The organism is Novosphingobium sp. PASSN1, from assembly GCF_002278815.1.
This window is the reverse complement of sequence record NZ_NKIS01000002.1, coordinates 492,472-516,672: the sequence shown is the minus strand read 5'-3', so window position 1 is coordinate 516,672 and position 24,201 is coordinate 492,472. Positions and strand designations below refer to the sequence as shown.

Genomic DNA, 24,201 nt, shown 5'->3' with positions numbered 1-24,201 from the left:
AAACGCCTCAGCGCTCCGAGAGGTAATAGCGCTCGATCTCGCCCAGATTGTCGTCCAGTTCATAGACGATCGGCTGCCCGGTCGGAATTTCCAGCCCGGTGATATCAGCGTCCGAAATGCCCGAAAGGTGCTTCACCAGCGCGCGTAGCGAATTGCCGTGGGCGGAGACCAGCACCGTATGCCCGGCCCGCAGCGCCGGGGCGATCTTTTCGTCCCAGCACGGCAGCACGCGCGCGATGGTGTCCTTGAGGCTCTCGGTATTCGGCACGTCGATCCCGGCATAACGCGGGTCGCTGGCGAGATCGAACTCGCTGCCCGCTTCCAGCGGCGGCGGCGGAATATCGAAGCTGCGGCGCCACACCTTGACCTGTTCGTCGCCGTGCTTGGCCGCCGTCTCCGCCTTGTCGAGCCCGGTCAGCCCACCATAGTGCCGCTCGTTGAGCCGCCAGTCCTTGTCCTCCGGGATCCAGATCCGGCCCGCCGCTTCCAGCGCCAGATGCAGCGTCTTGATCGCGCGCTTCTGCAGCGAGGTGAACGCGGTGGTCGGCAGGATGCCCTTGGCCTTGAGCAGCTCGCCCGCCGCAAAAGCCTCAGCCGCGCCCTTCTCGGTCACGTCCACGTCCCACCAGCCGGTGAAGCGGTTTTCGAGGTTCCACTGCGATTGGCCGTGGCGGATCAGGATCAGGCGGGGCATCGTGGTCCTTCGCAAGCTGCGGATGGGATAAGGCGGGGGACCTAGCGCCCGCCCGCCATTTTGGGAAGAGGCGCGTTGGGATGCCGGAGGACGCGCGGTTCAGTCCGCCGAACCGGCGTCCGTATCCGCTGCCCCCATCGCGCGCGCCTGCGCCTTCCTGCGCCGCAAATTCTCGCGCAGCTGCTGGGCCAGCCGCTCCTCGCGGCTGGGCGCGGACTTGTTTGGCGAAGGGCGGATCTTGTCGGTCATCGCCCGCTTCTCTGCCGCGAGGAGGCACTCCTCGCAAGCCTGTCCTTGACAAACGCACACCTCGCCGCCAAAGCGCGCCCCTGCCCGCCCGGCATTGCCGGTCAAATGGGCATGCGGAAATGGTGTGCTGCTGTAGCTCAGTGGTAGAGCGCATCCTTGGTAAGGCTGAGGTCGGGAGTTCAATCCTCCCCAGCAGCACCATTTCTTCAGGCGCGCACGTCGATTTTCAGACGAGCGCGCGGCAGTTCGCAGATGGGTGTTCCATTCCACCGGACTGCGTATTCGGGCCGAGGGCTAGTCCAATGCATGCCTCGTCGGCCCAAAACCGCCTCAAGAGAAGTCCAAGCCCAGCATGCCGCCATCACGCCAGGCATTCAGAACCTGCGTGAATGCAATCGGACCCGGTGCATACGTATCGACCAGCAAGCCTTTGTCGATATCGCCTTCGCCGGTGTAATATCCCGGCGTGCAGGTTTCCAGATAGGGGCGGCGAGCGCCCGCAAGCTCGCGGATTTCCTTCACCCAATCCGACTCCGCCTGCCTGCTCACTTCGATACGGGCCTTGCCAGCTTTCAAGGCAGCCGTGACAATGTGCACGATCAGCTCTGCCTGCTCATCGAGTGTATCGGTAATGTTCGGTTTGAAGCCGTTCTGGCCAAGCGCCATCATGAAGAAATTGGGAAAGCCGTTGGTCGCGATCCCATATAGGGTGCTGGTTCCAGCCGCGAACTTCCCGGTCAGCGACTGGCCGCCCGCTCCGTAGATTTCAAACGCGGCACGCCGTGAATAGGCGGTGCCGGTTTCAAATCCGGTGGCAAAGATGATGCAGTCCACAGGGTACTCCACCCCGTCGAAGACGATGCCGGTTTGCGTGATTCGGTCCGGTCCGCGCCCCTCGGTATCGATCAGGCTGACATTCGGCCGATTGAAAGCCTCAAGATACTCGTCGTTGAAGGTGGGGCGCTTGCAGAACATGCCGTACCAGGGCTTGAGCCCCGCTGCGGTTCTTTCATCCTGCACGGTCCGGGTGATCCGGTCGCGGATGTCGTTCCCTTTGCGAAAGTCTGCAATCTCCATCGCTTCGGCAAATTCATCGGCGGAAACACGCGATCCATCGGGCCGTTTCAGGGCCGTCACGGTATCGTGGTAGAGATGGGTCCAGCCGTCATCGATCAGGTCCTCGCCGGGGTTGACCCCGTTCAACGTGGCGATGAAGTTGTCCATCCGTTCGCGCTGCCAGCCCGGTTTCAGCGCCTTCACCCACTGCGGGTCGGTTGGCTTGTTGCCGCGGATATCGACGGTCGAAGGCGTCCGCTGCACGACGTAGAGATGCTTTGCGTCCCTGGCGACGTAGGGCACGCACTGGATGGCGGTGGCCCCGGTTCCAATGACGGCGACGCGCTTGCCTGCCAGCCCCGTCATCTCACCGCGGCTATGGCCGCCGGTATAGCCATAATCCCAGCGACTGGTGTGGAAGGTGTGGCCCTTGAAGCTGGCGATACCCGGAATGCCCGGCAACCGCGGACGGTTGAGCGGTCCGCTGGCGCTCAGCACATAGCGCGCACGAAGCGTGTCGCCGCGATCGGTGGTCACGGTCCAGCGGTCGGCCTCTTCGTCCCACCGCAGCTCGGTGATCTGTGTCTGGAACAGCGCGGCGGAATAGAGGTCGAACGTCCGGCCGATGCGCTTTGCATGCTCGAACAATTCGGCGGCGTGGGCATATTTTTCCGTTGGAATATAACCAGTTTCTTCCAGCAACGGCATGTAGATGTAGGATTCGATGTCGCACTGGGCGCCGGGATAGCGATTCCAGTACCAGGTACCGCCGAAGTCCCCCGCCTTCTCGATGATGCGGAAATTGGTGATTCCCGCCTTGCGCAGTTTCGATGCCGCCAGCTGGCCGCCAAAGCCGCCGCCGATCACGACAGCATCCACGTCTTCCGCGATGGGATCGCGGACCAGCGGCGCTTCGACATAGGGATCGTCGATGTAGTGGCTGAAGTCGCCCGTCACCTCGATGAACTGTTCATTCTTGCGAGGATTGAGGCGCTTCTGGCGCTCCAGCGCGTACTTTGCGCGAAGCTCTGCCAGGTTCACGCCATATTGGGCGGCCAGATCTTGTCCAGTCGATGCTGCGGTTGCCATGGATCAGGTCACTCCTCGGGATGCATCGGAAAAATATTCGGGTCGATACAGCGCGCTATCAGGCCAGGCGTGCCCCGCATTGCGTTCGATCAACGAGATATCCGATGTGCCGCACGGGACCAGTTGATTGTCTATCCCCGTGCCGCTCCTTGGCGGAGCGCAGAGACAAAATCCTGCCCGTCGCTTCAGCGCCCCGCACGCCATGCCAAGGGGCTGCGCTGCGGCTGAACGGTCAGCCAACCGCTACGTTGTCGATCAGCCGGGCCTTGCCCATGTGCGCCGCCACCAGCAGCCGCGCGGGCCGGCCATCAAAGGCAGCCAAGTCCTCCAGCGTCGCCGCGTCGCGCAGATCGGCATAATCGATGCTGCGGAAACCCGCCGCCAGCACCTTGGCCCTTAGCACCGCCAGCGCCTGCGCCACCGGCTCGCCCGCCACGATCCGCTCCGCCGCCACGCGCATCGCGCGGTTCATCGCCGGGGCCGCTGCGCGCTCGTCTGCCGTCAGATACTTGTTGCGGCTGCTCATCGCGAGGCCGTCCGCCTCGCGCACGGTCGGCACGCCAAGGATCGCATCGGCGCGCGGGCGGGTCAGATCGAGATCACGGGCCATGCGGCGGATGATCGCGAGCTGCTGCCAGTCCTTCTCGCCAAACAGCGCCACATCCGGCTGCACCTGGTTGAACAGCTTGCTGACAACCGTCGCCACACCATCGAAATGCCCCGGTCGCGCTGCGCCGCACAGCACGGCATCCAGCCCGCTCACCTGCACGCTCGTGGCGTAAGCCGGCGGGTAGACCACTTCGACGGTCGGCGCCCACAGCACGTCGACACCCTCGGCCTCCAGCAGCCTTGCATCGGCTTCAAGCTGGCGCGGATAGGTCGCGAGGTCCTCGTTCGGGCCGAACTGGCGCGGATTGACGAAGATCGAGACGACGACATGCTCCGCACGGGCCTTGGCCTCGCGCACCAGGGTCAGGTGTCCTTCGTGCAACGCGCCCATCGTGGGAACCAGCGCCAATCTGGCGTCACCTGAATTATTTTTCAGCGCGGAAAGCGCGGTGCGCAGCGGTTCGAGGGCAGTCAGGATTTGCACGTGCCTCGGCTCTCCAGTAATCCCCGGTGTGGGGGAACGGCCCTCTAGACCTGCGCCCTGCCCGGCGGCAAGAGGGCCTGCCACTCCCAGAAAGGATGATCGCTTGTCTGCCGCCCCTTATCGCATCGTCTTCGCCAACGAAAAGGGTGGCACCGGCAAGTCGACCACTGCGGTCCATGTCGCCATCGCGCTCGCCTATCAGGGCGCGCGGATCGCCGCGATCGATCTCGATAGCCGCCAGCGCACGATGCACCGCTATTTCGAGAACCGCGCCGAAACCATGCGCCGCCGCGGCGTCACCCTGCCAACTGCTACGTTTTGCGTGTACGAAGGCACCAACACCGAAGAGCTTGACGCCATGGCCGCGCAGCTTGGCGAAAACCACGATTTCCTGGTGTTCGACACGCCCGGCCGCGATGATCCGCTGGCCCGCCATGTCGCCACGCAGGCCGATACGCTGGTCACCCCGCTCAACGACAGCTTCGTCGATTTCGATCTCATCGGGCAGGTCGATGCCGAAACCTTCAAGGTGCGCCGCCTTTCGTTTTATGCCGAACTGATCTGGGAAGCCCGCAAGAAGCGCGCAATGGCCACGATCAAGGAAGCCCGGAAAGAAATGGACTGGGTCGTCGTGCGCAACCGCACCGGCTACACCGAAGCGCGCAACCAGAAGCGCATCGATCAGGCACTGACCGAGCTTTCCAAGCGCGTCGGCTTCCGCATCGCCAAGGGCCTTTCAGAACGCGTGATCTACCGCGAACTGTTCCCCAGCGGCCTCACCCTGCTCGACAAGGGCCATCTGGGCGAGCTTGGCACCAGCCACCTCGTCGCGCGGCAGGAACTACGCACGCTGGTAGCGGGGCTGGCGCTCAAGCTGCCCGAACGCGGCCAGGTCGCCATGGAAGCTGTGCTGTGAAGTTCCTGCTCCTCGCCGCGCTGGCCTGCGTTGCAGTCAAGCTGCTGGCGGGGCGCTGGCCGTGGGAGCTGTTCGGCCCCAACGCGCATGAAGCAGGCGAAAAGCGCGCCCGCAACCTGCTCGGCCTTCACGGCGATGCGGGGTATGACGACATCATTGAGGCGCACCGGCGGCTCATCATGAAAGTCCACCCGGATCGCGGCGGCACGGCGGACGCAGTGCACGAGGCCAATGCCGCGCGCGATCTGCTGCTGGCCCGCATCGCCCCGCGCGCGCGCGATGGGCAGCGCTGAACCCTGCACCGCGCCAGTGGCTCAAGCTCCACAAGCATGAGCCACCAGTTCCACCCCAGCGTGCTGCGCGAATACGACATTCGCGGCACAGTCGGCAAAACGCTGGGCGCGGAGGATGCCTATGCCCTTGGCCGCAGCTTCGCCACCCACGTCGTGCGCTCCGGGGGGCGGTGCGTGGCAGTCTGCTATGATGGGCGGAACTCTTCGCCCATGCTGGAAGAAGCGCTCGTCGCCGGGCTTTGCGCCAGCGGAGCCGATGTCTGCCGGATCGGCCTTGGCCCTACGCCGATGCTCTATTTCGCGGAAGCCTCACTGCCAGAGGTGGATGGCGGCATTCAGATAACCGGCAGCCACAATCCCCCCGATCAGAATGGCTTCAAGATAGTATTTCGCGGGGGTCCGTTCTTCGGCCCAGACATACTCGATCTCGGCCGCCTCGCCGCCCATGGGGGTTGGGTGCAGGGAAGCGGGACGGCCAAGGTGGTCGACGTCATGGACGCCTACGTCAATCGTTTGCTCGCCGGGCTGGAGGGTATCGCGCCAGACCTGCTGGCCTCCCTCGCGATCGGCTGGGATACCGGCAACGGTGCCGCTGGTCCGGTGGTCGAACGGCTCTGCGCCCAGATCCCTGGCGGCCTGCGCGCCAACCTGCCCGCCAGCCTGCCCGCCAGCCTGCCCGCCAGCCTGCCAGGCCGCCATGTCCTGCTGCACACGCCTGTCGATGGAACTTTTCCTGGCCATCATCCCGATCCTTCCGTTGATGCCAACCTTGCCGATCTCCGCCACGCCGTCGCGCAGGGACGGCTCGACTTCGGACTGGCCTTCGATGGCGACGGGGACCGGCTGGGGGTGGTGGACGCGCATGGCCGCGCGTTGAGCGGCGACCAGCTGATCATGCTGCTGGCCGAGGACATGCTGAAAAGGCAGCCGGGAGCGACAGTTATCGCTGATATCAAGGCCAGCGAGGCCGTGTTCGAGCGGGTCCGCGCGCTCGGCGGCACGCCGCTGGTGTGGAAATCAGGCCACAGCCACATCAAGTCCAAAATGAAGGAAACAGGTGCGCTGCTCGGCGGCGAAGTGACCGGCCACGTGTTCCTTGCGGATGAATACTACGGGTTCGACGATGCGCTCTACGCCGCCGTCCGGCTCATCGCCGCCACCGTCCGCCTCGGCCGCTCGGTGGCGGAACTGCGCGATGCCATGCCGGCCATGGTCACCACCCCCGAACTGCGGTTCCCGGTGGACGAGGCGCGCAAGTTCGCCGTGATCGAGGAAGTCCGCGCGCGGCTCGTGGCGGAAGGCGCAGACATGGTCACCATCGACGGCGTACGCGTCACCACTCCGCATGGCTGGTGGCTACTGCGCGCGTCCAACACCGAAAGCCTGCTCACCGCGCGCGCCGAAAGCAAGGACGAGCCTGGCCTCGTCCACCTGCTCGCTGCCCTCGATGCGCAATTGGCGGCCTCCGGCATTAGCCGCTAACGTCCGCCGGGTGACTGCCAGCCCCATCCCCGCCGAAATCGAAGCATGGTTCACCGCGCGCGGCTGGCGCGTGCGGCGGCATCAGGCCGAAATGCTGGCAGCAGACGACGCAGGCCACCACGCGCTGCTCGTCGCCGATACCGGCGCGGGCAAGACCTTGGCCGGGTTCCTGCCCACGCTCGCCGCTTTCGCCCCCTCGCGTCTCGGCGAAGCGCCGCCGCCCGAAGGCCTGCACACGCTCTACGTCTCGCCGCTGAAAGCACTCGCGCACGATGTGCAGCGCAACCTCCTCACCCCGATCACCGAAATGGGCCTGCCCATCACGGTCGAAACCCGCAGCGGCGATACTTCGTCCGATCGCAAGGCGCGCCAGCGCACCCGCCCGCCGCATGTCCTGCTCACCACGCCTGAATCGCTTTCGCTGCTGCTGAGCTATCCGGAAAGCGCACAGCTGTTCAGCACGCTTCAGCGCGTGGTGATCGATGAAGTCCATGCCTTCGCCACGTCCAAGCGCGGCGATCTGTTGGCATTGGCGCTGACGCGGCTGCAAGCCCTCGCCCCGGGCCTGCGCCGCGCCGCCCTCTCGGCCACGCTGGCGGAACCTGAAAGCTTCCGCGCGTGGCTTGCCCCGTGGGGAGACCTCGGCAGCACCGCACTGGTGGAAGGCGAAGCAGGCGCACCCGCCGAAGTAGAGATCCTCCTGCCCGATGAAGGCCAGCGCGTGCCTTGGGGCGGCCATGCCGCAGCATGGTCCGTGCCGCAGCTATACGAGTCGATTCGCCGCAACCGCACCACGCTGGTTTTCACCAACACGCGCTTCCTTGCGGAGTACATCTTCCAGCTGCTGTGGGACGCCAACGACGACAAGCTCCCCATCGGCATTCACCACGGCTCGCTCTCGAAAGAGGCGCGCCGTAAGGTGGAAGGCGCGATGGCGCGCGGTGAACTGCGCGCGCTGGTCTGCACCGCCAGCCTCGATCTCGGCGTCGATTGGGGCGATATCGACATGGTCGTGCAGATGGGCGCGCCCAAGGGCTCCTCGCGCTTGCTCCAGCGCATCGGCCGCGCCAACCACCGGCTCGACCAGCCGAGCCGCGCCCTGCTCGTCCCCGGCAACCGGTTCGAGTTTCTTGAGGCGATGGCCGCGCGCGATGCGGTGAACGAAGGCCAGCGCGATGGCGAGGATTTTCGCCCCGGAGGTCTGGATGTGCTGGCCCAGCATGTCATGGCGATGGCCTGCGCGGGGCCGTTTGGCGAGGCGGAGCTGCTCGCCGAAGTGCGCTCTTCGCTCGCCTATGCCTGGGTGAAGGAGGCCGTCTGGGAGCGCGTCCTCCAGTTCGTCGCCACCGGCGGCTATGCCCTGCGCGCCTATGACCGCTTCCAGCGCATTGTGCGCCTGAAGGACGGCACCTGGCGGCTGACTCACCCGCAGCAGGCCGCGCGCCACCGGATGAACGCGGGCATCATTGTCGATTCCGAAATGCTCGAAGTGCGTTTCCGCAATGGACGCTCGCTCGGCAGAGTGGAGGAAAGCTTCGGCGCCAGCCTCAGCCCCGGCGATACCTTCCGCTTCGCCGGGATGGACCTTGAGGTAGAGGGCGTGCGCGACCTCGAGCTCATCGTGCGCGGCGCGAAGTCCGCCGGGCAGATCCCCAGCTACAGCGGTGCAAGGATGCCGCTCACCACGCACCTCTCCACCCGGGTTCAGGCCATGCTCGCCGACCGTTCGGGATGGGCACGCTTCCCGGATGACGTGCGCGAATGGCTTGAAGTGCAGGGCTGGCGCAGCCGCCTTCCCGCCCCCGGCGAACTGCTGGTGGAGAGTTTTCCCCACGGCGGGCGCGCTTATACGGTTTACTACACCTTCGAAGGCTGGAACGCGAACCAGTCGCTCGGCATGCTGATTACCCGGCGGATGGAAGAAGCGGGGCTCGGGCCTATGGGATTCGTCGCCAATGACTATGCGCTCGGCGTCTGGGGCCTGCGCCCGGTCAAGGATCCCTCCTCCCTGCTCTCGCCCGATATCCTCACCCACGAATTCGTCGAATGGGTGCAGAACTCCCACCTCCTGCGCCGTGCCTTCCGGGAGGTTGCAGTGATTTCCGGCCTAGTCGAGCGCCAGCAACCCGGAGCGCGCAAGAGCGGGCGGCAGGTGACGTTCTCGACCGACCTGATCTACGACGTGCTGCGCAAGCACGAGCCCGAACATCTGCTGCTCGAAGCCGCATGGGCCGATGCCCGCGCTCGGATGACCGATGTGGGCAGGCTGGGCGCTTTGCTCGACCGCGCGGCTGCCGAGTTGGTGCACGTCGAGCTGGACCGCGTCACCCCGCTGGCGGTGCCGCTGATGGTGATGATCGGACGGGAATCGGTGCCGGCTGGCGCGGCGGATGACGAGCTGCTGTTGGAAGCAGAGAGCCTCGCATCGGCTGCCATGCGGGCAGAGTGAAGGGATTCTCGTTTCGCGCGGAGGCGCGGAGATGCACCACGACAGGAGTATATGCGGCTTCGGAGCAAGTGTGCCGAGCTGCCCCGGCCTGCCAACGGCGATGCGATCCGCCATGCGCTCGCCGAATTGGGCGCGTTGCCTGCGGGAGCGCAGCCATGGTGCTATTGACGGTCTCTGTGCGGACATTCCCTGAAATTTCAGGCCCACCCCCCATCCAGATTTCGTAAGCCTGCGCACGCCGTTGCCTCACCGCCACCGCCCAACGAAAAAGGGGCGGATTGCTCCGCCCCTTGATCGATTGTGGCTGAAAGCCCGCGCCGTTACTTGCTGAACGTCGCGAAGTTCTCGTTGCCCACGAAGCCGAACTTGCTGACCTTCACCTGGGTGATGATCTTGAGCAGGCGGTTCGCGATTTCATACGAGGCATATTCCTCCGGCTGGAACTGGAGTTCCGGCTCGGGGTTCATCGCCTTGGTCGCCTGAAGCAGCGAGACGAGGTTACCTTCGTTGATAGGCGAGCCGTTCCACAGAATGATGTTCTGCGTCGTCAGCACGAGCTTGTTCTTCACCGGATCGACCAGCGGCTTGTTCGTCGGCGGCGTCGCCTGCGGCAAGTCGATGTTGACCGAGTGGGTGGCCACGGGGATGGTGATGATGAACATGATGAGGAGCACGAGCATGACGTCGATCAACGGCGTCGTGTTCATTTCCATCATCGGCGAGCCATCGTCTTTGCCGCCGCTCATTGCCATAGGGGGTACTCCTGTCTGGTATCGTATGCCCGGTCGGGCGCCACAAACGGACTAGGGTTTAGCCGTTCGGATCAACCGGGGTGGAGATGAAGCCGACCTTGGGATAACCCGCCGACTGCACGTTGTAGATCGTTCCGGCAATGCACTTCCAGGGGACATTGACGTCACCGCGGATGTGGACTTCGGGGATCTTGTCCGGCTCCATGTTGGCTGCACCACCAGCGCGCTTCACGATCGCATCGAGGCGATCAAAGGCCTGCTTGTACAGTTCCATGTTATCGACCGGCGTGACGTTGTTCACGTACACGCGGCACTGGCCGACGCGCGAGGAACCTTCGTACCCCGCCTGGCCCGGGCTGCGCCCGCCGGAGTCGGTCGAGACGACCGTAACGAGGAGGTTCTCGACCTTGTCCTGCGTCTCTTCAGACGGCAGGACAGGGACCTTGAGCTTCTCGACGGTCTGGATCGCGACCGGAACCGCGATGAGGAAGATGATCAGCAGCACGAGCATCACGTCCACGAGCGGCGTGGTGTTGATGTCCGACATTGGGCGTTCTTCGCCCCCGCCGCCTACAGACATTGCCATTGGTTAGTTCCTATCCGATCTATGCACGGTGAACCGGTTCATCTCGGTCCCCAGTGAGGCATCCGCCACAAGCAGGGGCCCGTGTTGTTCCCGAAGTAGGGATGGTGGGCTCGCTTGTTACAACTAGGCCCAACAATCCCCGCTTCGTCTTTCCGCGTTTTCGGGACTTACTTCTTGGCCGGGGCAGCAGCCGGCGCAGCGGCCTTGGCAGCCGGAGCAGCGGTGACAGCAGGCTTCACCACGCCCTTCGAGGCGAGGTTGGCCAGCACGTCGGTGCTGAAGCCGGTGAGCAGTTCGGCGATGCGCTTGTTGCGAGCCTGCAGGAAGTTGTACGAGAGCACCGCGGGAACCGCGACGAGCAGACCGAGCGCCGTCATGATCAGAGCTTCACCGACCGGGCCTGCGACCTTGTCGATCGACGCCGAACCGGCGATGCCGATGTTGATCAGAGCGCCGTAGATGCCGACGACGGTACCGAACAGACCGATGAACGGCGAAGTTGCACCGACGGTTGCGAGGAACGGCAGACCGCCAGCCAGCTTCGCGTTGATCGAAGCTTCCGAGCGGGCAAGCGAATTGTGCATCCAGTCATGGCTTTCCGATTCGTCCATCTTGCCGGCAGCATCTTCCGCCGCAAGACCGTCATCGGCAATCTGGCGCCATGCCGAGTTCTTCTCGAGCTTGGCAGTGCCTTCACGCATGGTGGCAGCGCGCCAGAAAGCCGAAAGCGACTGGTGCTGCTTCATGACCTTCGACTGTTCCGCCCACTTCGTGAAGAGGATGTAGAACGAGCCGACCGACATGACCACCAGAATGCTGAAGGTCGAGAGCGGGATCCAGGCGGGCTTGCCACCGGGAAACAGGACTTCGGCAATACCAAACTTGTTCTGGGGCGCGGCAGTGGCAGCAGCTGCGGCGAGCGTGTGGATGAACATTCGGATCTTCCTCTTCAAAATATCGTAGCAAGGGTCAAAAAGATAAGCTCGGTCCTGGTGGTCACCCCCCGCCATCGGGGCAATGACCACTAGCGCCGGATCAGATCAGTCCTTCGGGATCACCCACCGGATCGAGTTCGTGTACGAACCCGTGGTCGGAGCGCCTTCACCATCCGTGGCCGGAGCAAACCGAGCGCGGCGGCGGACGTTGTCGCACGTGGCCTGATCGAGATCGGGACTACCGCTCGACCGGGTGACTTCGCACGACGTGACCTTACCGTCAGGGCCGACCGACACACGGAAACCGGTAACGCCTTCCCGCTCTTCACGCAGCGCGCGAGAGGGGTAGTCGTTCGACGTCGCCCAGTTGCCGGGACTGCCTTTGGGCGCGGGGCCCTTCGGCTGGAACTTCGGCGGAGGCGGCGGCGGCGGCGGCGGCGCAGCCGTGGTAAACACCGGAGCCGGAGGCGGCGGCGGTGCTTCGGTCACGGTCTGCACTTGCGGCGCAGGCGCGTTGAACGAGATCGGAGGCGGCGGCGCCACGATCGGCGGCGGCGGCTGGTCCTTCGGCGGAGGAGGAGGCGGCGGCGTTTCCGGCGGCTTCTCTTCCTCGATGTTAACCGCCGAGGTCACCTCTTTGACCTTCTTATATGCCTCATAAGCCAGCCCTGTCACCAAAGCATAGCCTAGGACGATATGAAGGATCGCAACGATGATGAGCGCGGTGATCTTGTTACCGCTCATCTGTTGGTCAGCGTATGCCATTCAGCTCCAAAACTCCTGATCTTCCGCAGGTCGCACACAGCGCAAGCGGTGTCTGCAACCACGGAATCGCGCATGGAATCACCCATCCAGCGCGATTGGCCAATCCAGCGATTTAATTCCACCCTGCCGGCAAACCGGACCGCCGACATCGGGTGCAAGGAACCCGGCGGCGGCTTTTGCGAGTTTTCATTGTTGAAATCCCCGACGACTGGGAGCTTTAACGCCGAAGGCATAGGCGCGCAAATGCTTTATCGGTTAACCTTCAATTCACGGTTTCGCTGCCTGAAACGTGCCATAGCCAAACCGGAGTCACTCCGGGGCCATTCCGGCGCACGTTGCCCCGGCTGCGAATCACAAGGACCCACGCAATGTTTCCGTCAGAATGTCCCCGCTTCGCCAAGCCCATCCGCCGGGCCGCAATGCTATTCGCCGCCAGTTTGGCGCTCACCTGCGGCAGCGCAGGCGCAAGTTACCGAGAAGAAATACCTTTGTCCGTCCCGATGACACCGGGACTGGAAGCCGATCCGGACCTTTCCTACGCCGACCTCGTCGATCTGGCGCTGCCAGCGAACGTCGTGCTCAAGGCAGAGATCCGCAAGGCGGTGCGCCTCAAGCCCGAAGAAGCGCCGGGGCTGCCCGCTGGCCGTGCGCGGTTCTATATCGAGGCGCGGACGTCTGCGCTGCTGATCGGGCCTGATCTGGGCGAATCGACCCGCTTCCTTGCCGATGTGCCGCTGGATGCGCGCGGCAAGCCGCCCAAGCGGGGCAAGGCGCCGGTCCTTGTGCTGGCCCGGACCGTTCCGGAACGGCCGGGTGAGCTCCAGCTCGTCGCCCCAGATGCGATGCTGCCGCTCACCCCCGCGCGCGAGGCGACACTCCGCGCGATCCTGACAGAGACCGCACAGAGCGATACCCCGCCCGCGATCACCGCCCTGCGCGAGGCACTGCACGTCTCCGGCAACCTTGCAGGAGAGGGCGAAACCCAGCTTTTCCTCGGCACGGCAACGGGTGCGCCCGTATCGATCTCGGTGCTGCGCCGCCCCGGCCAACCGGCCACATGGGGCGTGAGCTTCACCGAGATCGTCGATTCGGCAGCCCGCCCGCCGCTCCCCGCCACGCTCGCCTGGTACCGCCTCGCCTGCGGCCTGCCGCGCCGCATGCCCGAACGCGCCAACATTTCCGCGACGCTGGCCGACCGGCGAATCGCCGCCGAGGACTACGCGCAAGTGCTGGCCGATCTTGGCCCCTGCCTGCGCAAGCGGGCGACGCCCTGAAGCATCTGCTGCCGCTGGTTGCGGCAAAACATCGGCTCCCCTAAGGCCCCCGATAAGATTTAGTGAGGATCATCATGAGCGAACCTTTGCGCATCGCGCTGGCAGGCCTTGGCACCGTTGGCGGCGGCGTTGTCCGCCTGCTTGAGGCCAATGCCGCCCTCATTGCGCGCCGTGCCGGCCGGCCGATCACGATCAGCGCAATCAGCGCGCGCAACCGCAGCAAGGATCGCGGCGTCGATCTCTCGGGCTATGCCTGGGAAGACGACATGGTGATTCTCGGCGAACGGCCCGATGTCGATGTGGTTGTCGAACTCGTCGGCGGTGCCGATGGTCCCGCGCTCGCCCTCGCGCGGACCACGTTCGAAGCCGGCAAGGCCCTGGTTACCGCCAACAAGGCGATGGTCGCACACCATGGGCTCGAACTCGCTACCAAAGCCGAAGCCGCCAAGGTCGCCTTCAAGTTCGAAGCGGCGGTCGCGGGCGGCATCCCGGTAATCAAGGCGTTGAAGGAAGGTGCGGCCGCCAACTACATCGACCGAGTCTACGGAATCCTCAACGGCACCTGCAACTACATCCTCTCCACGATGGAGGACACCGGCCGCGATTTTGCCGACGTGCTCGCCGAAGCGCAGGCCAAGGGCTATGCCGAAAGCGACCCGACGTTCGACATCGACGGCATCGATGCAGCGCACAAGCTGGCGATTCTCTCCAGCATCGCCTTCGGCACGGCGGTTGATTTCAAACCTGTCGCCGCCACCGGCATCCGCCGCGTGCTCGCCGCCGATATCGCGCAGGCCGATGCGCTGGGCTATTATATCCGCCTGATCGGCATGGCCGAAACCGAAGTGGATGCGGCAGGCCAGCGCCGCCTGTTCCAGCGCGTCCACCCGATGCTCGTCCACCGCGATCACCCGCTCGCCCATGTCGATGGCGCAACCAATGCCGTGGTGGCGGAAGGCAACTTCGTCGGCCGCCTGCTGTTCCAGGGCGCGGGCGCGGGCGATGGGCCGACCGCCAGCGCCGTGGTGGCAGATCTCATCGACATCGCGCGCGGCGATATCGGCGCGCCGTTCTCGATTCCCGCCGCCGAACTGGAAAGCGCCGCCCCGGCGGAAAGCGGCCACCGCACCGGCAAGGCTTACTTGCGCTTCACCGTGGCGGATCGCCCCGGTGTGCTGGCCGAAATCACCGCCGCGATGCGCGATGCGGGGGTTTCGATCGAAAGCCTGATCCAGAAAGGCCGTGCCGCCATCGGCAGCACCGAGGCCGTGCTTGTCGCGATGGTCACCCACGAAGGCCCCGAAAGCGCCATCGCAGAAGCCTTGCGCCTGCTCGAAGGCTCCCCCAGCCTCGCCGCTGCACCGCTGGTCATGCATATCCTGGAGGATTGAGGCGCCAGCGGGCGCCCCCGCTCAAGGGGCCCGGATTTCCCCGCGCGCGATCTTGTCGGCATCTGAATCGGCCGGTGCTTCGGGCAGCTTGGTGATATCGAAATAGTACATTGGCGGAGGCACGCCGCCGATGCCGATGCAGCCCCGGCTGCAATCACGCAGGCCGCTCACGTTCGGCGCACGGATCATCCCATCCTTGGTGGAGCGTGCCGAATCGAGCTGATCGCGCATAGGCAGGCGCTCCTTCTCATTGGCCTCGCGGCCTCCGCAGACGACGATGCCGCCGTCCGGACCGGCCGTCTCGCAGCGCTTGGGCTGGCCTGCCGTGAGCAAGCGCTGCGCAATGGCTGCATTGGCGGCGGCCTCAGCCGAATCGGTCGGTCCCGCAGCATCGCCAGCAGGCACCTGCCCCGCTTCAGCAGCAGGCGCAGACTGCGCATAAGCCCCGCCAAACGCTCCGAAAGCCAAGTTTACGCATAGGAATGCGCGAAGCGCGTGCCTGTAAAGTATTCCGCGCCTCGACAACCGTGCATCCTCCCGTCTAGGGCAATCGTACTGCAGCCAATCAGCCCAAGGAGTCAACGTGACCGACGCACGCCCCGCACCCGCCCCCTCGCAGGTTCTCGATCGCGTCCTTGTGCTGGAGATGGTCCGCGTCACCGAAGCAGCCGCCATCGGGGCCTCGCGCCTGATCGGCCGGGGCGACGAGAAGGCCGCCGATGCCGCCGCCGTCGAAGCGATGCGCGCCGCCTTCAACGAACTCTACATGGATGGCACCGTCGTGATCGGTGAGGGCGAGCGCGATGAAGCGCCGATGCTCTATATCGGGGAAAAGGTCGGTGCCGCGCCGGGCAAGGGCCCGAAGATCGATATCGCGCTCGATCCGCTCGAAGGCACCACGATTACCGCAAAGGCCGGGCCGAACGCGCTTGCCGTGCTCGCGGTTGCCGAAGAAGGCGGCCTGCTCAACGCGCCCGATGTCTATATGGACAAGCTCGCGGTCGGCCCCGGCTACCCCGATGGCATCATCGACCTGAACCGCACGCCCACCGAAAACGTCAAGGCCGTGGCCGAAGCCAAGGGCGTGCGCCCGGAAGATATCATCGTCTGCGTGCTGGACCGGCCGCGCCACTCCGATCTGATCGCCGAACTGCGCGGGCTGGGCTGCGGCATCAGCCTGATCCCGGATGGCGACGTGGCGGGCGTGATCGCGGTGACCAACGAAGACACCGGGATCGACCTCTACATGGGCACCGGCGGCGCACCGGAAGGCGTGCTCGCCGCAGCCGCGCTGCGCTGTGTCGGCGGGCAGTTCAAGGGCCGCCTGCTGTTCCGCAACGAGGACGAAAAGAGCCGCGCGCGAAAGTGGGGCATCACCGATCTGAACAAGGTCTATGATCTCAAGGAACTGGCCAAGGGCGATTGCATCTTCGCCGCAACCGGCGTGACCGACGGCTCGCTGCTCGCGGGCGTGAAGACCAACAAGAGCGGCGTGATGACCACCGAAAGCGTGGTGATGCGCGCCAGCTCGGGCACGGTCCGCTGGGTCAAGGGCGAGCACCGCAAGGCGCGCTGATCGCCCACGCCGATCAAGCGAACGCATCGCGCCGAGCCAGCCCCGCAAGAGGGCTGGCCGGCCATGAGGAGAGAGACATGAAGGGCATTGCCGAATTCGAGGCAGCGGTCGCCGCAGCGAACCTGCCGGGCGTAGTGGCGCTGATCACGGACAGCAAGGAAACGCGCTACGCCAAGGCTTTCGGCATGGCCGATGCCGTGAATGGCGTGCCGATGCGCGAGGATTCGCTGTTCCAGATCGCCTCGATGACCAAGGCGCTGACCAGCACGGCGGTGCTCCAGCTGGCCGAACGCGGCCTGCTCGATCTCGACGCCCCCATCGGCGCGCTCCTGCCCGAACTGGCCGCGCCGCAAGTGCTCGACGGCTTTGACGCAGACGGCGCACCGATCCTGCGGCCCGCGCACACGGCGGTCACCATGCGCCATCTGCTGCTGCACACCTCGGGGTGCGCCTACACCTTCATGAACGCCGATCTGCTGCGCCACGCCATGGCCACCGGCAAGATGGCTGCTGGCAAGCGCGCCAGCCTCGATCTGCCGCTGATGTTCGATCCGGGCACGAACTGGCAATATGGCACCGGCATCGATTGGGCCGGTCTCGCCGTCGAAGCCGTCGCGGGCATGAGCCTTGGCGACTGGTTCGCGCGCGAGATCACTGGCCCGCTGGGCATGACGCAGACCGCTTTCCGTTCCGCATGGGATGCGAACGAACCGCAAGTCCACGTGCGCGAGGCCGATGGCGGCTTCAAGACGCAGGCCATGGTGCTGGGCGGCGGCGAGTACCACAACGGCGGCGGCGGGCTTTCCTCCACTGCGGGCGATTATGCCCGTTTCCTGCGCATGATACTGCGCGGCGGTGAACTGGATGGGGTGCGCGTGCTCTCGCCCGAGTCGGCCCGGATCGCGCGCGAAGATGCGCTCCCCGCACACTTGTCTGCGGGTGAGATGACCACCGCGATCCCGAGCTTCGCCACAGCCTTCAATCCGCTCCCGGGCCAGCGCGGCGGCTGGACGCTCGGCGGCTACCTCGTCAACACCGAGACCGGCCCGGCCGGCCGCTCGCCCGGCAGCCTGCACTGGGCGGGCATCTTCAATTGCTACTACTGGATCGACACAGACCGCGATCTGGCCGGCGTCATCCTCGCCCAGATCGCCCCGTTCGCGGATCCGGGCGTGCTCGATACGTTCACTGCACTCGAACAGATGGCCTGCGCCAACGCCTGATCAAACCGCCCGGCGGTCAGCTCGCAAGGGCGAACGCAGGCAGTTCCAGCGGCGCATCGACAGCCGTCTTGCGCCGCATGCTGTCTGGGGCAACCACGGCGGCTGGGCGTTTGGACACGTCGCGGGTGCGAAACGTGGCGACCAGTTCGTTGAGCCGGACGGCCTCGGCGGCAAGGCTGCGCGTCGCGGCTGACGATTCTTCCACCATCGCCGCATTCTGCTGGGTCATCCGGTCCATTTCGCCCATCGCGGCGTTGATCTGGTTGAGGCTGGCAGCCTGCCGGGTCGCCGATCCGGCGATGGTGCCCGTCAGCGCGCTGATCTCACCAATGCGGCGCACGATGGCCTCAAGCCTGGTCCCGCTTTCGCGCACCAGCTCGACGCCTGTGCCCACTTGCTCGCCGCTCGTGGTGATCAGCGCCTTGATGCTCTGCGCCGCATCGGCGCTGCGCTGCGCCAGCGCACGCACTTCGGTGGCGACGACAGCAAAGCCCTTGCCCGCTTCGCCGGCCCGCGCCGCCTCAACCCCGGCATTGAGCGCCAGCAGGTTGGTCTGGAAGGCGATTCCGTCGATCACCGTGATAATCTGGCCTATCTCCTGCGCAGACGTCTCGATTGCGGCCATGGCATCAATGGCGCGGCGAACGACCTCGCCGCCTTCGCCCGCCTCGCGGTCTGCCTGGGTAATCGTCTGGCTCACTGCCTGCGCGCCGGTCGCCGTTTCCTGCACGATCCCGGTTACGGCATCCATCGCCCGTGCCGTCTCGGCAATCCGGGCGGCTTGCGCTTCGTTGCGCAGCGCCAGATCATGCGACGCCGCACCGATCTCTGAAATGCTGCCCTGCACGCTCGCCGTGCCGATGCGCACGATCCGCAGTGCTTCCGCCAGCGAGGCCACAGCGGCGTTGTAATTCTCCCGCAGCCGCTCGTAATCCGGCGGAAACGGCTCATGGAGTTGATGTTCAAGGTCCTTGGCGGCCAATCGGGCAAGCCCGCCGGAAAGCGCCTGCACCACAGCCGCCTGTTCGGCAGAGGCTCGGCGGCGACCTTCCTCCGCCTCACGGAAGACCTCCATCGCGCGCGCCACCTGGCCAATTTCGTCGGGCCGGGCAGTGCCTTCGATCGCGACCCCGGTATCACCATCGGCCATGCGCTGCATCACCCCGGCTGTTTCGACCAGCGGCTTCACCACCAGCCGCTGCGCGGCGCGCGCGCTCCAATGGATCAGGCCCAGCATGGTGATCGCCAGCGCGCCGAGCCCGGCCAGTGCCAATGCAGTCATCGTCGCATTGCTGCGCGCCGTTTCGTTGCTGTAACTGCGGCTGAGCGCAACGATGCCCCGCACCTGCTCGCGCTGCACGCGGTAGATCGGCGCGATATCCATCGTGAAGGCTTCCTCCATCGCGGGACGATTGCCCGCCATGACCGCTGGCAGGAACTTCGCATCCATCACCTTCCAGAACCGGTCGGCAGCAGCGATGGTATCGTTCAGCGGCTGGCGCAGATGCCCCGGCACCGGCGCCGTTTGCCAGTAGGTCTTGCGCGCTTCGAATTCCGCGCGTTCGTCCTTGAGCTCGCTGAGATAGGGACCGGCACGCGAGGGATCCCGCAGGATCAGCGAGGCGTTGAGGTAGGGCTCGACGACAAAGGCCGGGGGCGGCAGCACATCCGCAAGGATCTCGGCCTGCAAGGCACTGCCCTGTGTCATCGGTCCACCAGCCCGGATGGCGTAAACCACCGCTGATGCCAGCGCGATGATCGCCAGCAGAATGCCGATCAGAAGCCGCGCGCCCCTACGCGCCTTATCGCCAAGCATAACGCCGCTGAGCATGCCAGAAACTCCAGTTTCAGCCCAGACACCTGGCGCTGATGTTCCGTCGCTTACCCGCCTGCACCTTGCCATGCTGTCCGCGCCATACCTGCAAGGATTACGTAGGGGCAGGAGATCGAATCAAAAAACCCCGCCGGCTGGGCCGACGGGGTCTTCAGATTGCTCATTCAGAGTGGATCAGGCGATCAGGCCTCATCGCCCTTGATCAGGTAATCACCGGCATCGGCATCAAGACCATGGGTCTCGCCTTCGACTGCCGCCAGCGGATCATCGCCGATTGCAGCTTCGGGGCCTTGCGCCAGCTCGGCAGCATGCTCTTCGGCCGCCGAAGCGGGCGCGATGAGCGATTCCTGCAGCTTGCGATACGAAGCCCGCAGCGCCGCATCGCGGCTGGTGGCCGCGACGCGCAGGCGGTTCATGCCAGCGCCCGTGCCCGCCGGGATCAGGCGGCCGACGATCACGTTTTCCTTGAGGCCGATCAGCGAGTCCCGCTTGCCTTCAACCGCCGCCTGCGTGAGCACGCGGGTGGTTTCCTGGAACGAGGCCGCCGAGATGAACGAACGCGTCTGCAGCGAAGCCTTGGTGATGCCGAGCAGCACCGGCTTGCCTTCGGCCGGGGCCATGCCCGGAGCCAGCTTGGCGTTGTATTCGTTCATTTCTTCCAGATCGACCTGCTCACCAGCCAGCAGCGTGGTATCGCCGCCATTGGTGATCTCGACCTTCTGGAGCATCTGGCGAACGATCACCTCGATGTGCTTGTCGTTGATCTTCACGCCCTGCAGACGGTAGACTTCCTGAATTTCCGCGACGAGGTACTCGGCCAGCGCCTCGACCCCCATCACTTCCAGAATGTCGTGCGGGTTGGGCGAACCGGAAATCAGGTTGTCGCCCTTCTTGACCCAGTCGCCTTCCTGAACGTCGATCACCTTCGACTTGGGGATCAGGTACTCGACCGGATCACCTTCCTCGGGGATGATCGCGATCTTGCGCTTGGCCTTGTAATCGCGAACGAATTCGATGCGGCCCGAGATCTTCGCGATGATCGCGTTGTCCTTCGGTATGCGCGCTTCGAACAGTTCGGCCACGCGCGGCAGACCGCCGGTGATGTCGCGGGTCTTGGCGGCTTCGCGGCTGGCACGCGCCAGCACGTCACCCGCCTGCACCGTCTGGCCATCCTCGACCGAAAGCGTGGTGCCCGGCGCCATCAGATAGCGCCCGGTTTCACCCGAGTTCTCGTCAAGCAGGGTCAGGCGCGGACGGAGGTCTTCCTTCTTGGCCCGGCCACCTGCGCGGTTTTCCGTCACGACGCGCTGGGCAATGCCGGTCGCGTCGTCGACCAGTTCGGTCAGCGTGCGGCCGTCGATGAGGTCCTGATAGCGGACCACACCCGGCTTGTCGGTGATCACCGGCAGGGTGAACGGATCCCATTCGGCCAGGCGTTCGCCCAGCTTCACGGTGGCGCCGCTCTCGTGCAGCAGGTGCGTACCATACGGCACGCGGTGCATCGCGCGCTCGCGGCCCTCGTTGTCGAACACCACGATCTCGCCGTTGCGAGCAAGGCTGAGGCGGCGACCGCGCGAGTCGGTGATCGTCGGGATGTCGCGGTACACAACCGTACCATCGCACAGCGATTCAAGGTTCGACTGCTCGTTGACCTGCGCCGCACCACCGATGTGGAACGTGCGCATCGTCAGCTGCGTGCCCGGCTCACCGATCGACTGCGCCGCGATGACGCCGACCGCTTCGCCGATGTTCACCGGCGTACCGCGCGCGAGATCGCGGCCATAGCAGGTACCGCACACGCCGACTTGCGCCGCGCAAACCAGCGGCGAGCGGATGCGCGCCGACTGTGCGCCCGCAGCTTCGATCTTCGTGATCGCGGCTTCGTCGAGCAGCGTGCCCTTGGGCATCAGCACTTCGCCGGTCTTGGCCTCGATCATGTCCTCGGCCAGCGTGCGGCCCAGGATGCGCTCGCCCAGCGAGGCGATCGTCGAACCGCCCTGCACGATCGCGCGCATTTCGAGCGCCCGCTCGGTGCCGCAATCGTCGACGGTGACGACGCAATCCTGCGACACATCGACCAGACGCCGCGTCAGGTAGCCCGAGTTGGCGGTCTTCAGCGCAGTATCCGCAAGACCCTTTCGGGCACCATGGGTCGAGTTGAAGTACTCAAGGACGGTCAGGCCTTCCTTGAAGTTCGAGATGATCGGCGTCTCGATGATCTCGCCCGAAGGCTTGGCCATCAGGCCGCGCATACCCGCCAGCTGCTTCATCTGGGTCGGCGAACCACGCGCACCGGAGTGGCTCATCATGTAGATCGAGTTGACCTGCGCCTCGCGGCCCTGATCGTCCAGCGGGGTGGCCTTGATCTCTTCCATCATGGCCGCCGCCACCTGATCGCCGCAACGGCTCCAGGCGTCGATCACCTTGTTGTACTTTTCCTGCTGGGTGATCAGGCCGTCCTGATACTGCTGCTCGTAGTCAGCCACCAGTTCCTTGGTCTCGCCGACCAGCGCATCCTTGGTGTCCGGGATGATCATGTCGTCCTTGCCGAACGAGATGCCCGCCTTGAACGCGTTGCGGAAGCCCAGGCTCATGATCGCATCGGCGAACAGCACCGTGTCCTTCTGGCCGGTGTGGCGATAGACCTGATCGATGACGTCGGCGATTTCCTTCTTGGTGAGCAGGCGGTTCACCAGCTCGAAGGGAACCGTGCTGCTCTTGGGCAGGCATTCGCCGATCAGCATGCGGCCCGGCGTCGTATTGTAACGCTTGAGGTACTGCTTCCCGTTCTCGTCGGTCTGCGGCACGCGCGCGACAATCTTGGTGTGCATGGTGACCGCACCAGTAAACAGCGCCTGATGCACTTCGGCCATGTCGGCCATCATCATGCCTTCGCCCGGCTCACCCTGACGGTCCATCGACAGGTAATAGAGGCCCAGCACCATGTCCTGCGAAGGCACGATGATCGGCTTGCCGTTGGCGGGCGAGAGGATGTTGTTGGTCGACATCATCAGCACGCGCGCTTCAAGCTGGGCTTCCAGCGAAAGCGGCACGTGGACGGCCATCTGGTCACCGTCGAAGTCGGCGTTGAAGGCCGAGCAGACGAGCGGGTGCAGCTGGATCGCCTTGCCCTCGATCAGCACCGGCTCGAACGCCTGAATGCCGAGGCGGTGGAGCGTCGGCGCGCGGTTGAGCATCACCGGGTGCTCGCGGATCACTTCGTCCAGGATGTCCCAGACTTCCTTGCGCTCCTTTTCGACCCACTTCTTGGCCTGCTTCAGGGTCATCGACAGACCCTTGGCATCGAGGCGCGCGTAGATGAACGGCTTGAACAGTTCGAGCGCCATCTTCTTGGGCAAGCCGCACTGGTGCAGCTTGAGTTCCGGCCCGGTCACGATGACCGAACGGCCCGAATAGTCGACGCGCTTGCCGAGCAGGTTCTGGCGGAAGCGGCCCTGCTTGCCCTTGAGCATGTCGGACAGCGACTTCAGCGGACGCTTGTTGGCACCCGTGATGATGCGGCCGCGGCGACCGTTGTCGAACAGCGCGTCAACGGCTTCCTGCAGCATGCGCTTTTCGTTGCGCACGATGATGTCCGGCGCGCGCAGTTCGATCAGGCGCTTCAGACGGTTGTTGCGGTTGATCACGCGGCGATAGAGATCGTTGAGATCCGAGGTCGCGAAACGGCCACCATCGAGCGGCACCAGCGGGCGCAGTTCGGGCGGGATCACGGGGATCACGTCGAGGATCATCCACTCCGGACGGTTGCCCGAATCGATGAACGATTCGACGACCTTGAGGCGCTTGATGATCTTCTTGGGCTTGAGCTCGGACTTGGTGGTGGCAAGCTCTTCCAGCAGATCCTTGCGTTCCTGGACCATATCGAGGTCCATCAGCATCTGCTTGACCGCCTCGGCGCCGATCCCGGCCGAGAACGCATCCTCGCCGTATTCGTCCTGCGCGTCGAGCAGTTCGTCTTCGGTCAGCAGCTGGTAGCGCTCGAGCGGGGTGATGCCCGGCTCGATCACGACATAGCTTTCGAAGTAGAGGATGCGCTCAAGCTGCTTGAGCTGCATGTCCAGCAAGAGACCGATGCGCGAAGGCAGCGACTTCAGGAACCAGATGTGCGCAACCGGCGCGGCCAGCTCGATGTGGCCCATGCGCTCGCGGCGCACCTTGGTGACGGTGACTTCGACGCCGCACTTTTCGCAGACGACGCCCTTGTACTTCATGCGCTTGTACTTGCCGCACAGGCACTCGTAGTCCTTCACGGGGCCGAAGATGCGCGCGCAGAACAGGCCGTCACGCTCGGGCTTGAACGTGCGGTAGTTGATCGTTTCCGGCTTCTTGATTTCGCCGAAGGACCAGCTGCGGATGCGCTCGGGGCTCGCCAGACCGATCTGGATCTGGTCGAAGGTCTCGGGCTTGGCGATCTGGTTGGTGAACTTGGTAAGGTCGTTCATTCTTCAATCCTCACTTGGAGGGAAATTCTAAGGGCGAGCAGTCAGTTGGCCGGCGGGCAGACGCCGCACCGGCCGAAGACT

General features: G+C 64.9%; 19 protein-coding genes and 1 tRNA gene. 9 read left to right on the top strand and 11 right to left on the bottom strand.

From position 1 onward, the window contains the following. Positions 1-7 precede the first annotated feature (7 nt). Complete coding sequence (gpmA, locus tag CFE35_RS05270; protein ID WP_292928639.1) at positions 8-694, bottom strand: 2,3-diphosphoglycerate-dependent phosphoglycerate mutase; 687 nt, start codon at positions 692-694, stop codon at positions 8-10. Positions 695-793: 99 nt separating this feature from the next. Further along, positions 794-943, bottom strand: a complete 150-nt coding sequence (locus CFE35_RS05265; protein WP_292928637.1) for a hypothetical protein — start codon at positions 941-943, stop codon at positions 794-796. A gap of 126 nt (positions 944-1,069) precedes the next feature. Between CFE35_RS05265 and CFE35_RS05260 the strand changes: the two genes are divergently transcribed. Beyond that, a tRNA-Thr gene (locus CFE35_RS05260) sits at positions 1,070-1,144 on the top strand. 129 nt (positions 1,145-1,273) lie between these two features. Here CFE35_RS05260 and CFE35_RS05255 read toward each other — a convergent pair. Both CFE35_RS05255 and panC read right to left on the bottom strand, forming a co-directional pair. After that, positions 1,274-3,088, bottom strand: coding sequence for an NAD(P)/FAD-dependent oxidoreductase (locus CFE35_RS05255; RefSeq protein ID WP_292928635.1), 1,815 nt, complete (start codon positions 3,086-3,088; stop codon positions 1,274-1,276). Positions 3,089-3,320: 232 nt separating this feature from the next. Further along, positions 3,321-4,181: a pantoate--beta-alanine ligase gene (gene panC, locus CFE35_RS05250; RefSeq protein ID WP_292928633.1), complete on the bottom strand. Its 861-nt coding sequence runs from the start codon at positions 4,179-4,181 to the stop codon at positions 3,321-3,323. A gap of 103 nt (positions 4,182-4,284) precedes the next feature. Between panC and CFE35_RS05245 the strand changes: the two genes are divergently transcribed. Genes CFE35_RS05245 through CFE35_RS05230 form a run of 4 tightly spaced genes read left to right on the top strand, consistent with a single transcriptional unit; the run spans position 4,285 to position 9,321 of the window. Further along, positions 4,285-5,097: a division plane positioning ATPase MipZ gene (locus tag CFE35_RS05245; protein WP_292928631.1), complete on the top strand. Its 813-nt coding sequence runs from the start codon at positions 4,285-4,287 to the stop codon at positions 5,095-5,097. Then, positions 5,094-5,390: a molecular chaperone DnaJ gene (locus CFE35_RS05240; protein ID WP_292928629.1), complete on the top strand. Its 297-nt coding sequence runs from the start codon at positions 5,094-5,096 to the stop codon at positions 5,388-5,390. The genes CFE35_RS05245 and CFE35_RS05240 overlap by 4 nt, the downstream gene beginning before the upstream one ends. 36 nt (positions 5,391-5,426) lie before the next feature. Beyond that, on the top strand, positions 5,427-6,872 hold the full coding sequence (locus tag CFE35_RS05235) for a phosphomannomutase/phosphoglucomutase (protein WP_292928627.1): 1,446 nt from the start codon (positions 5,427-5,429) through the stop codon (positions 6,870-6,872). Next, positions 6,838-9,321, top strand: a complete 2,484-nt coding sequence (locus CFE35_RS05230; protein ID WP_292928625.1) for a ligase-associated DNA damage response DEXH box helicase — start codon at positions 6,838-6,840, stop codon at positions 9,319-9,321. Before CFE35_RS05235 ends, CFE35_RS05230 begins: the two co-directional genes overlap by 35 nt. A gap of 320 nt (positions 9,322-9,641) precedes the next feature. Here CFE35_RS05230 and CFE35_RS05225 read toward each other — a convergent pair whose 3' ends face one another. The 4 genes from CFE35_RS05225 to CFE35_RS05210 form a co-directional block, all read right to left on the bottom strand. Further along, positions 9,642-10,073 (bottom strand): biopolymer transporter ExbD, encoded by a 432-nt coding sequence (locus CFE35_RS05225; protein WP_292928623.1) that lies wholly within the window; start codon positions 10,071-10,073, stop codon positions 9,642-9,644. A 58-nt stretch (positions 10,074-10,131) separates the two neighbouring features. Then, positions 10,132-10,659: a biopolymer transporter ExbD gene (locus CFE35_RS05220; RefSeq protein ID WP_292928621.1), complete on the bottom strand. Its 528-nt coding sequence runs from the start codon at positions 10,657-10,659 to the stop codon at positions 10,132-10,134. A 167-nt stretch (positions 10,660-10,826) separates the two neighbouring features. Next, positions 10,827-11,594, bottom strand: coding sequence for a MotA/TolQ/ExbB proton channel family protein (locus tag CFE35_RS05215; RefSeq protein WP_292928619.1), 768 nt, complete (start codon positions 11,592-11,594; stop codon positions 10,827-10,829). A 105-nt stretch (positions 11,595-11,699) separates the two neighbouring features. Further along, on the bottom strand, positions 11,700-12,359 hold the full coding sequence (locus tag CFE35_RS05210; protein ID WP_292928617.1) for an energy transducer TonB: 660 nt from the start codon (positions 12,357-12,359) through the stop codon (positions 11,700-11,702). 500 nt (positions 12,360-12,859) lie between these two features. On the opposite strand from CFE35_RS05210, the gene CFE35_RS05205 reads away from it, so the two are divergent. Further along, entirely contained in the window at positions 12,860-13,633 is a 774-nt protein-coding gene (locus tag CFE35_RS05205; protein ID WP_292928615.1) for a hypothetical protein, read from the top strand. Positions 13,634-13,707: 74 nt separating this feature from the next. Continuing rightward, entirely contained in the window at positions 13,708-15,024 is a 1,317-nt protein-coding gene (locus tag CFE35_RS05200; protein ID WP_292928613.1) for a homoserine dehydrogenase, read from the top strand. A 21-nt stretch (positions 15,025-15,045) separates the two neighbouring features. Here CFE35_RS05200 and CFE35_RS05195 read toward each other — a convergent pair whose 3' ends face one another. Further along, positions 15,046-15,492 carry a hypothetical protein gene (locus CFE35_RS05195; RefSeq protein WP_292928611.1) on the bottom strand — a complete coding sequence of 149 codons (447 nt, stop codon included), beginning with the start codon at positions 15,490-15,492 and terminating at the stop codon, positions 15,046-15,048. Positions 15,493-15,607: 115 nt separating this feature from the next. Here CFE35_RS05195 and glpX point away from each other — a divergent pair, with 115 nt between their 5' ends. Together glpX and CFE35_RS05185 are read left to right on the top strand one after the other, a co-directional pair. Further along, positions 15,608-16,600 (top strand): class II fructose-bisphosphatase, encoded by a 993-nt coding sequence (gene glpX / locus CFE35_RS05190; protein WP_292928609.1) that lies wholly within the window; start codon positions 15,608-15,610, stop codon positions 16,598-16,600. A gap of 77 nt (positions 16,601-16,677) precedes the next feature. Continuing rightward, positions 16,678-17,823 (top strand): serine hydrolase domain-containing protein, encoded by a 1,146-nt coding sequence (locus CFE35_RS05185; RefSeq protein WP_292928607.1) that lies wholly within the window; start codon positions 16,678-16,680, stop codon positions 17,821-17,823. A 16-nt stretch (positions 17,824-17,839) separates the two neighbouring features. Here CFE35_RS05185 and CFE35_RS05180 read toward each other — a convergent pair whose 3' ends face one another. After that, positions 17,840-19,654: a HAMP domain-containing methyl-accepting chemotaxis protein gene (locus CFE35_RS05180; protein ID WP_292928605.1), complete on the bottom strand. Its 1,815-nt coding sequence runs from the start codon at positions 19,652-19,654 to the stop codon at positions 17,840-17,842. Between the two features lie 185 nt (positions 19,655-19,839). Continuing rightward, positions 19,840-24,120: a DNA-directed RNA polymerase subunit beta' gene (gene rpoC / locus CFE35_RS05175; protein WP_292928603.1), complete on the bottom strand. Its 4,281-nt coding sequence runs from the start codon at positions 24,118-24,120 to the stop codon at positions 19,840-19,842. Positions 24,121-24,201 lie beyond the last annotated feature (81 nt).

What these genes read in the sequence shown, in the direction of transcription:
- CFE35_RS05225 (WP_292928623.1), bottom strand. Translation starts at nt 10,073, where the DNA reads ATGGCAATGAGCGGCGGCAAAGACGATGGCTCGCCGATGATGGAAATG.
- CFE35_RS05215 (WP_292928619.1), bottom strand. Translation starts at nt 11,594, where the DNA reads ATGTTCATCCACACGCTCGCCGCAGCTGCTGCCACTGCCGCGCCCCAG.
- CFE35_RS05210 (WP_292928617.1), bottom strand. Translation starts at nt 12,359, where the DNA reads ATGGCATACGCTGACCAACAGATGAGCGGTAACAAGATCACCGCGCTC.
- CFE35_RS05200 (WP_292928613.1), top strand. Translation starts at nt 13,708, where the DNA reads ATGAGCGAACCTTTGCGCATCGCGCTGGCAGGCCTTGGCACCGTTGGC.
- gpmA (WP_292928639.1), bottom strand. Translation starts at nt 694, where the DNA reads ATGCCCCGCCTGATCCTGATCCGCCACGGCCAATCGCAGTGGAACCTC.
- CFE35_RS05265 (WP_292928637.1), bottom strand. Translation starts at nt 943, where the DNA reads ATGACCGACAAGATCCGCCCTTCGCCAAACAAGTCCGCGCCCAGCCGC.
- CFE35_RS05220 (WP_292928621.1), bottom strand. Translation starts at nt 10,659, where the DNA reads ATGGCAATGTCTGTAGGCGGCGGGGGCGAAGAACGCCCAATGTCGGAC.
- CFE35_RS05230 (WP_292928625.1), top strand. Translation starts at nt 6,838, where the DNA reads ATGCGCAATTGGCGGCCTCCGGCATTAGCCGCTAACGTCCGCCGGGTG.
- CFE35_RS05180 (WP_292928605.1), bottom strand. Translation starts at nt 19,654, where the DNA reads ATGCTCAGCGGCGTTATGCTTGGCGATAAGGCGCGTAGGGGCGCGCGG.
- CFE35_RS05255 (WP_292928635.1), bottom strand. Translation starts at nt 3,088, where the DNA reads ATGGCAACCGCAGCATCGACTGGACAAGATCTGGCCGCCCAATATGGC.
- CFE35_RS05235 (WP_292928627.1), top strand. Translation starts at nt 5,427, where the DNA reads ATGAGCCACCAGTTCCACCCCAGCGTGCTGCGCGAATACGACATTCGC.
- CFE35_RS05185 (WP_292928607.1), top strand. Translation starts at nt 16,678, where the DNA reads ATGAAGGGCATTGCCGAATTCGAGGCAGCGGTCGCCGCAGCGAACCTG.
- rpoC (WP_292928603.1), bottom strand. Translation starts at nt 24,120, where the DNA reads ATGAACGACCTTACCAAGTTCACCAACCAGATCGCCAAGCCCGAGACC.
- CFE35_RS05205 (WP_292928615.1), top strand. Translation starts at nt 12,860, where the DNA reads ATGACACCGGGACTGGAAGCCGATCCGGACCTTTCCTACGCCGACCTC.